This window comes from Nonomuraea thailandensis, assembly GCF_024172165.1.
GTDB lineage: Bacteria > Actinomycetota > Actinomycetes > Streptosporangiales > Streptosporangiaceae > Nonomuraea > Nonomuraea thailandensis.
On record NZ_JAMZEB010000002.1, the window covers coordinates 10,441,572 to 10,454,597 of the forward strand.

A 13,026-nucleotide genomic window follows, 5' to 3' on the forward strand; every position below is an offset into this window, starting at 1 on the left:
TGACCCCCGTGTCGATCGGTCACCTCAGCTTAGCCGCGCTCATGTGACGTGTGTGAGGGCGTCCCAGACGTTCTCCGCCTGGACCACCTCGAACCCGGGCGCGAAGGCCACCGGCCCGACCGGCACCAGGGCGCGCTGGCCGCCGCGCCTGCGGCCGCCTTCCTCGAGCGAGCCGGCGGGGACGAGGGCGCGCTTGAAGCCCAGGCGGGCGGCCTCCGTCAGCCGCCTGCGCACGTCCTTGACCGGGCGCAGCTCGCCCGCCAGGCCCACCTCGCCCAGCGCGACCAGGCCAGGGGGGAGCGGCTTGTCGCCGGCGGCGCTGGCGACGGCGAGCATGACCGACAGGTCCACGGCGGGGTCGGCCAGCTTGATGCCGCCGACGGTCGCGGTGAACACGTCGCAGCCGCCGAGGCGGGCGTTGAGCCGGCGCTCCAGGACGGCGAGGACCATCTGCACGCGGTAGGTGTCGAGCCCGGACGACGTGCGCCGGGGCTGCTGCGCCTCGGTGCGGGCCACCAGGGCCTGGACCTCGGCGGGCAGCGGGCGGGTGCCCTCGACCGTGACCGTGACGCAGGTGCCGGCGACAGGCTCGCTGCGCCGGGAGACGAACAGCCCGCTCGGGTCGGTGATGCCCTCGATGCCCCGCTCGTGCAGGTCGAAGCAGCCGATCTCGTCGGTGGGGCCGAACCGGTTCTTGATCGCGCGGACCATGCGGAGCCTGGAGTGGCGGTCGCCCTCGAAGTTGAGCACGACGTCGACGAGGTGCTCCAGGGTGCGGGGGCCGGCGATGGAGCCTTCCTTGGTGACGTGGCCGACGAGGACGGTGGCCATGTTGCGCTCCTTGGCCAGCCGGACGAGGTTGGCCGCCACCTCGCGCACCTGCGTCACCCCGCCGGGCACGCCGGTGGCCTGCGCGGAGCCGATCGTCTGGACGGAGTCGACGACCAGCAGCCGCGGCTGGACCTTCTCCACGTGCGCCACCAGCGCCGACAGCTCGGTCTCTGCCGCCAGGTAGAGCTGGTCCTGGATGGCGCCGATGCGGTCGGCCCGCAGGCGCACCTGGGCCGCCGACTCCTCGCCCGTCACGTACAGGACGGTCGCGCGCTCGGCGATGCGCGCGGCGGCCTCCAGCAGGAGCGTGGACTTGCCGATGCCGGGCTCGCCCGCCAGCAGCACCACCGCGCCGGGGACGAGGCCGCCGCCCAGCACCCGGTCGAGCTCGGCGACCCCGGTGGTGCGGGCGGTGGCCACCTCGGCCTTGACCTGGCCGATGGGCAGGGCGGGCGCCGTGGTGGCCCCGGCCTGGACGACGGTGGCGCCCGCTCTGGCGCCCTCTTCGTCGACCGTGCCCCAGGCCTGGCACTCTCCGCACCTGCCGACCCATTTGGTGGTGCGCCAGCCGCACTCGGCGCAGCGGTATCCGGGCTTCGGGGCAGTCTTGGCCATGCGGAGCAGGCTAGCGGCTGGGACCGACAATCACGCCCGCCGGCAACCGGGCCAGGCCGGCGATCAAGCCACGTCGGCGATCACGCCAGGCCGAGCTCCGAGACCAGCATGCGCTTGGGCTTGGCGCCGACGACCTGCTTGGCGGGCTCGCCGTTCTCGAACAGGATCAGCGTCGGGATGCCCATCACTCCATAGCGGGCCATGATCTCGGGGTTCTCGTCGGTGTTCAGCTTGCCGATCGTCAGGCCGTGCTCGGCCTCGATCTGCTCCAGCACGGGCGCCACCATCCGGCAGGGGCCGCACCATTCGGCCCAGAAGTCGACCAGGATCGGCTTGTCGCTCCTGAGCACCTGCTCCTCGAAGTTGTCGGTGGTCAGCGTGATCATCTTCATCCCCTCACAAAGCAACCTGGGCACGACTGGGCGAGCTGGGCGGCCACCTCGGCGCGGCGGGCGAGCAGCACGCGGATCTCCTGGTCGATCTCGCTGAGCTTGCGCTCGTAGACCTCGACCGACTCGGCGCAGGAGCCTCCGGTGCTGTGCCCCTGACGCAGGCAGTCGACGAACGGGCGGGTCTCCTCCAGCGTGAAGCCGATCTGGAGCAGGGCCCGGATCTCGGAGACCAGCCTGACGTCGTCCTCGCTGTAGGTGCGGTAGCCGTTGGAGGCGCGCCGGGCGCGCAACAGCCCGTGCTGCTCGTAGTAGCGGAGCGAGCGGGTGCTCACCCCGGTGCGTTCCGCCAGCTCACCGATGCGCATGCCTCCAAGGTAAACGTTGACGTCGGTGTCAAGGTCAAGGCCTCAGAAGTAGCGCCAGCGCAGCACGTTCGGGTAGGCCAGCTCCAGGCCGGACGTCTCGGCGATGGCCTGCTCGGCGACCTCGGGCGTGAACTCGATGCGCAGCACGGCCTCCAGGTCGGCGCGCCGCTGGAAGACCATGCGCAGGTCGAGCTCCTTGCGCTGCCAGCCCTGCCGCTGCCAGAACGACTCGACCTCGCGCGCCGAGTACGTCGGCACGGTACGCGAGAACCACCGGCCGAACGACCCCCGGGTGGCGTCGAGGTCCACCACGAAGGCTGCGCCGCCGCGCCGTACGACCCGGGACAGCTCGCGCAGGCCCGGCTCGCAGCCGGGCCCGAAGAAGTACGCCCAGCGCGCCATGGCCACGTCCACCCCGGCGTCGGGCAGCGGCAGGTCCTGGGCCGTCGCGGCGTGCACGGTCACGCCGGGCAGGCCCGCGCAGCGGCGGCGGGCCAGCGCGGCCAGGTCGCCGTGCGGCTCCACGCCGATCACCCGGGACGCCTCGGCGGCCAGGACGGGCAGGTGGTAGCCGGTGCCGCAGCCGATGTCGAGCACGGTGGCGCCGTTCCACGGGCGCAGGGCGCGCATCGCCGCGTCGGCCGCGCCATCGGGGTCGACGGCGCGGTTCTCCAGCTCGTAGATCTGGGGCGTGTTCCAGATATTCGGGCTCGGGATCGCACCTTTCGCTATCCGGGTCATGTCCTAACGCTAGGGGCTGACGCGCCAGATCGGCTTCTCCGGCTTAGGCTGGCAACGTGGCTGATGTCATCCGCGTGCCCAATGCGAAGATCGCATTGTCCACCGCCTCGGTATATCCGGAACGCACTCCCGACGCGTTCGAGCTGGCGGCGCGCCTGGGTTATGACGGCGTCGAGATCATGGTCGGCGCCGACCCGGTGAGCCAGGACATCGATGTGATCGAGCGCTTGTCCGAGCACTATGAGCTGCCCGTTCTCGCCATCCACGCGCCCTGCCTGCTGGTCACCCAGCGGGTCTGGGGCCGCGACCCGTGGGCGAAGCTGGTCAAGGCCCAGAAGGCGGCGGAGCGGCTGGGCGCCTCGACGGTCGTGGTGCATCCGCCGTTCCGCTGGCAGCGCGACTACGCCCGTGACTTCGAGACCGGGCTGGCCAGGATGCGGGACGAGACGGATGTCACCTTCGCGGTGGAGAACATGTTCCCGTTGCGGGCCAGGGGCAACGACGTGGTGCCCTACTCACCTGACTGGAACCCGATCGACTACGACTTCCCGCAGGTCACGCTGGACCTGTCGCACACCGCCGTGTCGGGCTCCGACGCCATGGAGATGGCCGTCAAGCTCGGCGACAGGCTCTCGCACCTGCACCTGGCCGACGGCCTCGGCGTGACGAACAAGGACGAGCACCTGGTGCCCGGCAGGGGCAACCAGCCGTGCGCGCAGATGCTGGAGCGGCTGGCGAACACGGGCTACTCGGGCCTGGTGGTGCTCGAGATCAACACCCGCAAGGCAGCCAGCAGGACCGAGCGGATCGACGACCTGGCCGAGGCCCTGGCCTTCGCCAGGCTGCACCTGGCGGCGTCCACATGAACACAGGGCCGATCAAGGATCTGGGCCGGACGTTCGACCTGGTGGCCGACGCCTACGACGCGGCCAGGCCCGGCTACCCCGACGAGGTCTACCGCGCGCTGACCGAGCTGTCGGGCGTCGAGCTCGACGGCGCCACCACGGTGGACGTCGGCGCGGGCACCGGCATCATGACGCACGCGCTGCGGGCGCGCGGCTCCCATGTGATCGCGGTGGACCCGGGTGAGGCGATGCTGGCCCGCCTCATCACGAAGGCCGCCGCTCCGAACGGCACGCGGGTGAGCGCCGTGCTGGCCGACGGCAACGCGCTGCCGCTGGCCGACGAGGTGGCCGACCTGGTGACGTACGCCCAGTCGTGGCACTGGCTGGACCCGGTGGTCTCGATCGCCGAGGCCCGGCGGGTGCTGCGGCCGCAGGGCGCCATCGTGGGCTGCTGGAACCTCAACCACGCGGCTCAGGCCGACTGGCTGGCCGCCTACGAGGCCCGGCTGGCGGAGGACGTGCCCGGCTACTGGGGGCCGGCGGTCGAGCAGTGGTCGGTGCCGCCGATCGCCTCGGCCTTCGAGGTGATCGAGGAGCGCTGGATCCCCTGGACACGGCTGATCGGCGTCGAGGACTTCCTGCTCGACCTGCGCTCCCACTCGTACATGGCGGCGCTGTCACCGGAGCGGGCGGACGAGGTGGTGCAGCGGCAGCGGGCGGCGTTGCGGGAGGAGTTCCCCGAGGGGCTGCTGTCGGTGCCCATGCGGGTCTACCTGGCGGTGGGTAGGTGACGGACAGGCGCAGGCCCGGGCGCAGGCCGGGGTCGGCCGACACGCGCGGTGAGATCCTCACCGCCGCCAGGAGGGTGTTCGCGGAGAAGGGGTTCGACAAGGCGACCGTCCGCGGCATCGCGCGGGAGGCCCAGGTCGATCCGGCCCTCGTGCACCACTACTTCGACACCAAGGAGGGCATGTTCGCCGCGGCCATGGAGCTGCCGATCAACCCTCAGCAGATCCTGCCGGTGCTGTTCGACGGGCCGCGCGAGGAGATCGGGGAGCGGCTGGTCCGGACGATCCTGACCCTCACCGCCGACGAGAAGACCCGGGCGCCGGTGCTGGCGCTGCTCCGCTCGGCGATGAGCAACGAGCAGGCGGTCGGGATGGTCAGGGAGTTCTTCACCTCGGCCCTGCTGTACCAGGTGGCCGACCGGCTGGGGGTGCCGCAGCTCCGGGTGGAGGCGGGTTTCGCGCAGATGCTCGGGATCGTCCTGGCCCGGTACGTGCTGAAGCTGGAGCCGCTGGCCAGCGCCGGGCACGACGAGCTGGTGGAGATCCTTGCCCCGACCATCCAGAGGTACTTCACGGGATAGAGCATTGTTCTGGAGACGGCGATGACCTTAGGGTATGTCGAGTAACCCAGTAAAGTTACTCGTGGGTAGGATTGCTGCTACATGCCTGCGCAGCGGGTGACCGTACGCTGACAGCCAACGTCGTCTGTGGGAGGACCCCGTGCTCTGGGTAGCCGTCATCGGGCTCGTCATGACCGTCGCGGCGGTGGCCGTGGCCGGTCGCAGGGTCATGTTCCTGTTCAAACTCGCCACCGTCGGCCCGCCGGCGCCCGAGCGGACCGAGTACGCCAGAACGCACGTCGGCGATGAGCTCAAGGCGCAACTCGTCGAGGTGTTCGGCCAGAAGAAGCTGCTGAAGTGGACGCCGTCGGGCGTCGCGCACTTCTTCGTCATGTGGGCGTTCTTCATCCTGCTGACCGTCTACATCGAGGCGTACGGCGCGATCATCCAGGGGGCGATCACCGGCACGCCCGACTTCCACATCCCGCTCATCGGGACGTGGGGCGTGCTCGGCTTCCTCCAGGACTTCATCGCGGTGGCCTGTGTGCTCGGCCTGGTCGCCTTCGCGATCATCCGGGTCAGGAACTCGCCCAAGACGCTCGGCCGGAGCTCCCGCTTCTCCGGCTCGCACCTCGGCGGCGCGTGGCTCGTCCTGTTCATGATCTTCAACATCATCTGGACGCTGTTCCTGGCCAGGGGCGCGGCGGCGGCCAACGGCAACTTCCCCTACTCCTCCGGCGCGTTCGTCTCGCTCGCGCTCGGTGAGGTGCTGCCGCAGAGCACGCTGCTGGAGGAGATCGCGCTGCTCCTGCACATCGGCTTCATGCTGGTGTTCCTGGTCATCGTGGTGAACTCCAAGCACCTGCACATCTTCACCGCCCCGCTCAACGTGCTCTTCTCCCGCCGCCCCGACGGCCTCGGCGGCGCGCCCGAGATGCGGGTGGACGGCAAGCCGGTCGACTTCGAGGACGAGGACCTCGACCCGGAGCGGCTCGGCCGCGGCAAGATCGGCGACACCACGTGGAAGGGCTTCCTCGACTTCTACTCCTGCACGGAGTGCGGCCGCTGCCAGTCGCAGTGCCCGGCGTGGAACACCGACAAGCCCCTGTCGCCGAAGATGCTCATCCTCGACCAGCGTGACCACGCCTTCAAGGTGGCCCCGTACCTGCTGGCGGCCTCGGCGGGCGTCGAGCACAAGGACACCGACGTGCTGGCGCTGCTGGAGAAGCCGCTCGTCGGCGAGGAGGGCGTCATCCACCCGGACGTGCTGTGGTCCTGCACCAACTGCGGCGCCTGCGTCGAGCAGTGCCCGGTGGACATCGAGCACATCGACCACATCCTCGACATGCGCCGCTACCAGGTGATGGTGGAGTCGTCGTTCCCGTCGGAGGCGGGAGTGATGGTGAAGAACCTGGAGAACAAGGGCAACCCGTGGGGCATGTCCGAGATGAAGCGGGCCGACTGGATCGAGGAGCTCGACTTCGAGGTCGAGGTCGTCGAGGACAAGATGCCCGAGGGCACCGAGTACCTGTTCTGGGTGGGCTGCGCGGGCGCCCTGGAGGACCGGGCCAAGCGCACCACGAAGGCCGTCGCGGAGCTGCTGCACATCGCGGGCGTGAAGTTCGCGGTGCTCGGCCCGATGGAGGCCTGCTCCGGTGACCCGGCCAGGCGGCTCGGCATGGAGTACCTGTTCAACATGCTGGCCCAGCAGAACATCGAGACGCTCAACGAGGCCGGGGTCAAGAAGATCGTGGCCACCTGCCCGCACTGCTTCAACACGCTGGCCAACGAGTACCCGCAGCTCGGCGGCACCTACGAGGTCGTGCACCACACGCAGCTGCTGTCGAAGCTGGTGGACGAGGGGCTGCTCACCCCGGTCACGCCGATCGAGGAGAAGATCACCTACCACGACCCGTGCTTCCTCGGCCGCCACAACAAGGTGTACTCCCAGCCGCGCGACATCATGTCCAAGGTGCCCGGCGTGCAGACGCAGGAGATGCACCGCCACAAGGACCGCGGCTTCTGCTGCGGCGCCGGCGGCGCGCGCATGTGGATGGAGGAGCGCATCGGCAAGCGCATCAACACCGAGCGGGTGGACGAGGCGCTGACCACCAACCCCGACACGGTCTCCACCGCCTGCCCGTTCTGCATGGTCATGCTGGGCGATGCCATCAACGAGAAGAAGAACAACGGCGAGGCCAAGGAATCGCTGGAAGTCGTGGACGTGGCGCAGCTTCTGATCAAGTCCGTCAAGGGCGCTTCCTGACGGGAGATGTCGGACTCCTCCACACCTGGTGTGGAGGAGTTTCGCCTGTCTACGGGTGTGGTCGCAAGAAATCCGGCATCCACATAACGGGAAAATCACGGTAACCTCAACGTCGCATGGCCTTATTCGACGGGGAGGGGGCTCGTGATGGGCGTCGTCGTCACGGACGCCGAAGTCACCCTGGCCGACGTGCTCTCCCTGCGACTCGCCATCGACGAACCCTTGGAAGATGGCACCGAACTCGTTCTCCGGCATCGCACCACGGGGGTGGAACGCGACGTGCTGCTCGGCAGCCCAGGCGCGCGCACGCGCGAGGCCACGCTGGCGGTCTCCCTCGCGCCGCTGGAGCTCAGCGCCGGCCGCTGGGACGCGTACCTGCGCCACGAGGGCAAGCGCAGCAGGCTGCGCAGCGTCGATCCGGGGTTCTCGCTCGACCATCTCGACGCGTATGCATTGTGCAGGCGTACGCTCGCCTACCGCTCGTATCGAACGCGCAACGGCTTCCTCGCCCTGAAGATCTCCGACGCCGAGCCGGTGGCGGAGGTGCGCTCCATCTGGTTCAGGGAGGGCCGCTTCGAGGTGATGGGCCTGCTGGCCTACACCGGCCTGGAGGACGACGACTCCCGCCACGAGGCCGTGCTGACCCTGGAGCGCAGGCAGACGGGCGCCCACCTCAAGGCCACGGCGACGGTGCAGGGCGTGCGCTTCCACGCGGCGGTGTCGCTCGTGGACGTGCTGGCCGCCGACCCCGAGGGCTCCGGCATGTGGGAGCCGGCGCTGCAGGTGGACGGCGTGCCCGCGACGCTGCGGCTCGGCTCGCGGCTCGACGACGTGGACGGCAAGCGCCGCCGCCTGCACTACCCGTCGGCCCGCGTGGACGGCGTGCTGATCAAACCCTGCTACACCGCCGACGACGAGCTGCGGATCGAGGTCGGCGGATGAAGGTCAGCCTGGTCCTCGCCTCCGCGTACGCCATGCGGGGCGACGTGCGCGCCACGCTCAACCTGGCCACCGCGCTCGCCGAGCGGCACGACGTCGAGGTGATCAGCGTCAGGCGGCAGAAGGAGAAGCCGTTCTTCCCCGTCGGCCCCAAGGTGAGCATGCGCAGCGTGGTCGACGTCCGGCCGGGGGTCAGGCACCTGCTCCCGCGCGGGCAGGTGCGCACCGAGGTGGCGTTGTGGCGGGTGCTGCGCAACCTCAGGTCCGACGTGCTGATCACCACCAGGCCGGGGATCGGCGTGCAGGCGGCCAGGCACGCGCCGCGCGACACCATCAGGATCGCCCGTGAGTGGAGCCGGCCGGCCGTGCCGGGGCCCGTGCAGCGCTTCTATCCGCGCCTGAGCGCCGTCGTGACGGCCACGGAGTCGGCGCAGGAGGAGTGGAGCAGGCTCCTCGGCGACGGGCCCGCCGTGCACAGCGTGCTGGACGCGCTGCCGAGCGGCCCGTGGCCGCGCTCTCGCATGGACAACAGGATCGTGGCGGCCGGCGGCCGGTGGGTGCCGGTGAAGGCGTACGACCGGCTGATCAGGTCGTTCGCGATCGTGGCCGACAAGCGGCCCGACTGGCGGCTGCGGCTCTACGGCGGCGGCCCGGAGGAGCGGCGGCTGCGCTCGCTCGTGCGCGACCTCAACCTGCACAACCACGTCTACTTCATGGGCACCACTCAGGACCTGGCGGGCGAGTTCGCCAAGGCGTCGATCGTGGCCACCACCTCGCGCAGCGAGGACCTGGGCATGACCGTGCTGGAGGCCATGGGCTGCGGGGTGCCGGTGGTGGCCTTCGAGGGCGCCAAGGGGCCCAGGGAGTTCGTGGCGACCGGCTACAACGGGGTGCTCGTGCCGGAGTCCGAGGGGGACCTGCAGTTCTTCGCGGCGGCGCTGCTGGCGCTGATCGACGACGAGCGCAGGCGGCGCTCGCTGGCGGCCGGCGCGCTCGACACCGCGGTGCGGCACTCGGCCGACGAGGTGGCCGAGCAGTGGGAGAAGCTCATCACCGATCTCCGCTAGCTCATACTCCTTACGGGTACCGTAGAACCATGCATGGGTACAGCGGAGACAAGCAGGCATATCTGACGCGCCTGCGGCGAATCGAAGGCCAGATCAGAGGTCTGCAGCGCATGGTCGACGACGATGCCTACTGCATCGACGTGCTCACCCAGGTCTCCGCGGCCACCCGGGCGCTGCAGGCGGTCGCTCTGGGGCTGCTGGAGGAGCACATCTCGCACTGTGTGGCCGACGCCATCAACACGGGCGGCCCCGAGGCCGAGGCGAAGGTCAAGGAGGCGTCGGCGGCGATCGCCCGCCTCGTGCGTTCGTAGCGGGGTCTAGCCCTCTGTCCTGAGGGCCTCATCCGTAAGTCGGATGATCCAGCCGTGGATTGACTAGTTATGTGAAACCCCGGGAACTAGGTCCCCGGGGTCTTGGTAATCGAGTTGGTTCTTCAGCGACTCGCCGAAGTCCGCAATCCGAGCGCGTCGTCGAGTTCGTCCAAGGTCAGCCGCCGCTCACTGACTGCCACGGCGGTGAGCACCTCGGCGTAGAGCGCAATCTCGTCCAACGCGACACGGTCATGGACCCGAGAGTCCAGGTCGTCGTGCCCCACCGCGTCGTCCTTCCTTCCGCAGCCCACACCCTCTACGAGGTTACGGCGCACGCCCTTCCGGCGACATGGCCCATCGGAGTCATTCCTTTCTGCGCCGCTGGGGCCCCGTCAGGATCATTTCCCGAATCCGAGATCACAATTCAGCGAAATTGCTGTTATCTGGAGCGTTAGAACGATATAGGAGGAGTAAGAGGGAAATGGCGGCATTAGTGGTTTACATGTGCCCTGTGTGGTGGTCGTCCCGTTCGTGGACGATCTTCCGTACGAGTGCCGACTGCCCCGCCAGGCCCCGCTCCGGGAGCCTGGCCCCCGTCAGCCGCCCCCACGCCAGCCCCATGGCGTACGCGGCCCCCAGCACCGCCGCCGCGCTGCCCCTGTCGGGCGGCTCCACCTCGAACGCCGGCGCCGCCTCATCCGTACGGACGGCGAAGCCCTCCGGCTGCGTCGTCTCGGCCGCGGACGTCCCCGTGAGCCCGGCGTGGCGCAGTTCCTCGTACGCCATCCGCAGCCGGTGATCCAGCCGCCCCGGCAGCGTCTGCCGGGAGTCGGACAGGTCGGCCAGGAACGCGGCCGCGGCCCGGCGCGGCTCCGGCGTGAACGACAGGGCGTCCACGAGGTCGTAGACGGTGTGTGAGAAGTGGGCCTCGGGATCGTTCTCCACGAGCAGCGCCCGGCACAGGCGGGCGGGGCAGCGCTCCAGCCACTCCCGCCGCATCACCGCGTCGTCGTCGTACGGGTCGCCGAACCCGGGCCGGCGCAGCATGGGCTCCACCATCGTGAGCAGCGCCAGCGCCCGCGGCCTGAAGCGGGTGTCGAGCAGCAGGATCTGGGCGGTGTCCGCCATCACGGCGGCGAGCCTGAGCGCGGCTCGGGGACGTCCCGCCCGCATCCGCTCGGCCACCAGCGTGACGAGATCCACCAAGGGCGGCGCCGGCAGCCAGCGCACCCACTCGTCGCCGGGCAGGGAGCGGCGCAGGTACTCGCCGAAGACGGTGATCAGCCGCTCGTTGCCGTCGAAGGCGGGCGCGTACGCGCACCACATGATCGTGCCCCAGGCCGCCGCCACGGTGCTCGGCACGTCTGTGGCGAAGATCTCGTCGAAGGCCGACAGCGGGTAGTCCAGCTCGGACTTGCGCCCGCAGCCGCGTACCAGGATCCTGAGCTGTTCTGTGAGGCGCTCGGGCACGTCGGGGCCGATGAACGACTGCGTGGAGCCGGGCTCGGCGTGGAAGTCGTGGCCGGGGGGCACCACGGCGTCCGGCAGGACGGCCGCGGCGTGCGTCACCCGGCGCACCCGCGTGCCGCGCGGCGGCGGGGCCGGATGCCAGCGGCCGTCGGCGGGGTCGTGCAGGTGCCAGCGCGCGTGCGCGCCGTACAGCCACCGGTCGCCGTCGGGGGTGACCAGTATCCTGGCGGCCAGCACGTGGGCGCGATCGGGCACGGAGAGCGCCTGCCAGCGCGGGTCCGCGACCATCGCGCGGACCTCTGCTTCCGTGGCGGTGAACGCATCCCAGGGTGGCACGGCGGTCATCGTACTGGGGGTACTCGGATCATCCATCGGCATTTCACGGCAGAATGGCCGCTATGAGGGCGAAGGTTGCAGGAACGTTGGCGGTCGTTGGCGTGCTCTCCGGTTGCGGTACGACGACGGCGGCGCAGCCGACACCCAGCGGGCCGGGCATTCTCACGCTACAGAACGCCACCCCGCCCGCTCCCGGCGGGGAGGTGGGCGAGGCCTCCACCGAGTTCGACGACGCGGCGGACCTCAAGGTGTGGACCAAGCTCAGCGAGACCGAGAAGGACGTCGACCGGATCGCCAAGTACGACGTGAACAAGACCGTGAACGGCGCGATGTACCTGGAGCCCGATGTCTCGGCGTGGTTCGACGGCTTCCGCGGGCCCTTCGTGTACCAGGAGCTCGCCGGCGACATCGTCATGCACGCCCGGGTCAAGGTCGAGGGCAAAAGCGGCGGCCAGCCCAAGCGGAAGTTCTCGCTCGGGGGCCTCATGGCCCGCCAGCCCGGCTCGTACGCCAAGCCCAACTGGGTCTCGGTCACCACCGGCACCGCCGAGAAGAGCGGCCAGGTCGAGGCGAAGCTCACGCAGGACGGCAGCTCCAAGCCCAAGGAGATCGGCGTCAAGAGCGGCTGGGTGGACCTCGCGCTGGCCAGGGTCGGCCGGGTCTTCGTCGCGCTGTACAAGGAGGACAAGGGCACGTGGAAGGTGGCCCAGCGCTGGCCGTCCACCCTGCCCGACGTGCTCCAGTGGGGCGTGACCGCCTACACCGACTGGGACAGCTACAGCACGCTCAAGAAGGACGCGACCAAGGGCAACGCCAAGCAGGTCAAGGGCACGCCCGACCTCAAGCTCACGGTCGACTTCGTCCGCTTCCTGAGGCCGGAGCTGCCTGACTACGCCGACCCGCTCAACACGGCGTCGGTGTCGGACGCGGTCCTGATCAAGGCGATGACGCCTGCCGGTGCCTGAGTGCCTTGGCCAGGTAGTTGTCCGGCGTGCGGGCGAAGGAGTCGCGGTCGTCGTCGGTGAGCTCGCGTACGATCTTGCCGGGCACGCCCGCGACGAGCACGCCCGCCGGGATCTTCTTGCCGGGGCCCACGAGGGCTCCGGCCGCCACCAGCGTGCCCGCGCCGATCCGGGCGCCGCCCAGCACGATCGCCCCGATGCCGATCAGCGCGCCGGACTCCACGTGGGCGCCGTGGACCATGGCCTTGTGGCCCAGGCTGACGCGGTCCTCCAGGATCGCGGGCTCGCCCGGGTCGGAGTGCAGGCACGACAGGTCCTGCACGTTGCACTCCGCGCCGATCTCGATCCGTTCGTCGTCCCCGCGCAGGACGGAGCCGTACCAGATGCTGGACGCCCGGCCCACGCGTACGTTGCCGACCACGACCGCACCAGGGGCTATGTACGCTTCAGGGTGTATGTCCGGGACTGCTCCGTTGTCCAACGCTGCTATGTACATTCGAGACATCGTAATTCCAGCTCGGGGTATGGCGTTCGGGTT

Annotated in this window: 15 protein-coding genes; 8 read left to right on the top strand and 7 right to left on the bottom strand. The window is 69.9% G+C overall.

The annotated features are described in order from the left end of the window. Positions 1 to 39 precede the first annotated feature (39 nt). The 4 genes from radA to HD597_RS52525 all read right to left on the bottom strand — a co-directional run bounded on the left by radA (position 40) and on the right by HD597_RS52525 (position 2,944). Positions 40 to 1,446, bottom strand: a complete 1,407-nt coding sequence (radA, locus tag HD597_RS52510; RefSeq protein WP_253755214.1) for a DNA repair protein RadA — start codon at positions 1,444 to 1,446, stop codon at positions 40 to 42. Positions 1,447 to 1,526: 80 nt separating this feature from the next. Beyond that, positions 1,527 to 1,832 (bottom strand): thioredoxin, encoded by a 306-nt coding sequence (gene trxA, locus HD597_RS52515; protein ID WP_221524547.1) that lies wholly within the window; start codon positions 1,830 to 1,832, stop codon positions 1,527 to 1,529. 2 nt (positions 1,833 to 1,834) lie between these two features. Continuing rightward, positions 1,835 to 2,203: a MerR family transcriptional regulator gene (locus tag HD597_RS52520; RefSeq protein WP_253755216.1), complete on the bottom strand. Its 369-nt coding sequence runs from the start codon at positions 2,201 to 2,203 to the stop codon at positions 1,835 to 1,837. A 42-nt stretch (positions 2,204 to 2,245) separates the two neighbouring features. Continuing rightward, positions 2,246 to 2,944 carry a class I SAM-dependent methyltransferase gene (locus HD597_RS52525; RefSeq protein WP_253755218.1) on the bottom strand — a complete coding sequence of 233 codons (699 nt, stop codon included), beginning with the start codon at positions 2,942 to 2,944 and terminating at the stop codon, positions 2,246 to 2,248. A gap of 56 nt (positions 2,945 to 3,000) precedes the next feature. On the opposite strand from HD597_RS52525, the gene HD597_RS52530 reads away from it, so the two are divergent. From HD597_RS52530 to HD597_RS52560, 7 genes are all read left to right on the top strand, one after another. Further along, complete coding sequence (locus tag HD597_RS52530; RefSeq protein WP_253755220.1) at positions 3,001 to 3,810, top strand: sugar phosphate isomerase/epimerase family protein; 810 nt, start codon at positions 3,001 to 3,003, stop codon at positions 3,808 to 3,810. Next, entirely contained in the window at positions 3,807 to 4,580 is a 774-nt protein-coding gene (locus HD597_RS52535) for a class I SAM-dependent methyltransferase (RefSeq protein ID WP_253755221.1), read from the top strand. Before HD597_RS52530 ends, HD597_RS52535 begins: the two co-directional genes overlap by 4 nt. Further along, positions 4,577 to 5,158 carry a TetR/AcrR family transcriptional regulator gene (locus tag HD597_RS52540; protein ID WP_253755223.1) on the top strand — a complete coding sequence of 194 codons (582 nt, stop codon included), beginning with the start codon at positions 4,577 to 4,579 and terminating at the stop codon, positions 5,156 to 5,158. The genes HD597_RS52535 and HD597_RS52540 overlap by 4 nt, the downstream gene beginning before the upstream one ends. A 139-nt stretch (positions 5,159 to 5,297) precedes the next feature. Then, a complete protein-coding gene (locus tag HD597_RS52545) occupies positions 5,298 to 7,403 on the top strand; it encodes a (Fe-S)-binding protein (protein ID WP_253755225.1) in 2,106 nt (701 codons plus the stop codon). Between the two features lie 147 nt (positions 7,404 to 7,550). Beyond that, positions 7,551 to 8,345, top strand: coding sequence for a hypothetical protein (locus HD597_RS52550; protein ID WP_253755227.1), 795 nt, complete (start codon positions 7,551 to 7,553; stop codon positions 8,343 to 8,345). Continuing rightward, a complete protein-coding gene (locus tag HD597_RS52555; protein ID WP_253755229.1) occupies positions 8,342 to 9,409 on the top strand; it encodes a glycosyltransferase in 1,068 nt (355 codons plus the stop codon). The genes HD597_RS52550 and HD597_RS52555 overlap by 4 nt, the downstream gene beginning before the upstream one ends. A 29-nt stretch (positions 9,410 to 9,438) precedes the next feature. Beyond that, complete coding sequence (locus HD597_RS52560; RefSeq protein ID WP_080044376.1) at positions 9,439 to 9,720, top strand: metal-sensitive transcriptional regulator; 282 nt, start codon at positions 9,439 to 9,441, stop codon at positions 9,718 to 9,720. Between the two features lie 122 nt (positions 9,721 to 9,842). Here HD597_RS52560 and HD597_RS52565 read toward each other — a convergent pair whose 3' ends face one another. Together HD597_RS52565 and HD597_RS52570 are read right to left on the bottom strand one after the other, a co-directional pair. Next, complete coding sequence (locus HD597_RS52565; RefSeq protein ID WP_020540796.1) at positions 9,843 to 10,004, bottom strand: hypothetical protein; 162 nt, start codon at positions 10,002 to 10,004, stop codon at positions 9,843 to 9,845. A gap of 214 nt (positions 10,005 to 10,218) precedes the next feature. Further along, entirely contained in the window at positions 10,219 to 11,535 is a 1,317-nt protein-coding gene (locus HD597_RS52570) for a hypothetical protein (RefSeq protein WP_253755230.1), read from the bottom strand. A gap of 77 nt (positions 11,536 to 11,612) precedes the next feature. Between HD597_RS52570 and HD597_RS52575 the strand changes: the two genes are divergently transcribed. Then, a complete protein-coding gene (locus tag HD597_RS52575; protein ID WP_253755232.1) occupies positions 11,613 to 12,491 on the top strand; it encodes a hypothetical protein in 879 nt (292 codons plus the stop codon). Here HD597_RS52575 and HD597_RS52580 read toward each other — a convergent pair. Continuing rightward, complete coding sequence (locus HD597_RS52580; protein ID WP_372513598.1) at positions 12,463 to 12,984, bottom strand: gamma carbonic anhydrase family protein; 522 nt, start codon at positions 12,982 to 12,984, stop codon at positions 12,463 to 12,465. The two genes, HD597_RS52575 and HD597_RS52580, sit on opposite strands and share 29 nt — an antisense overlap. Between the last annotated feature and the right edge of the window lie 42 nt (positions 12,985 to 13,026).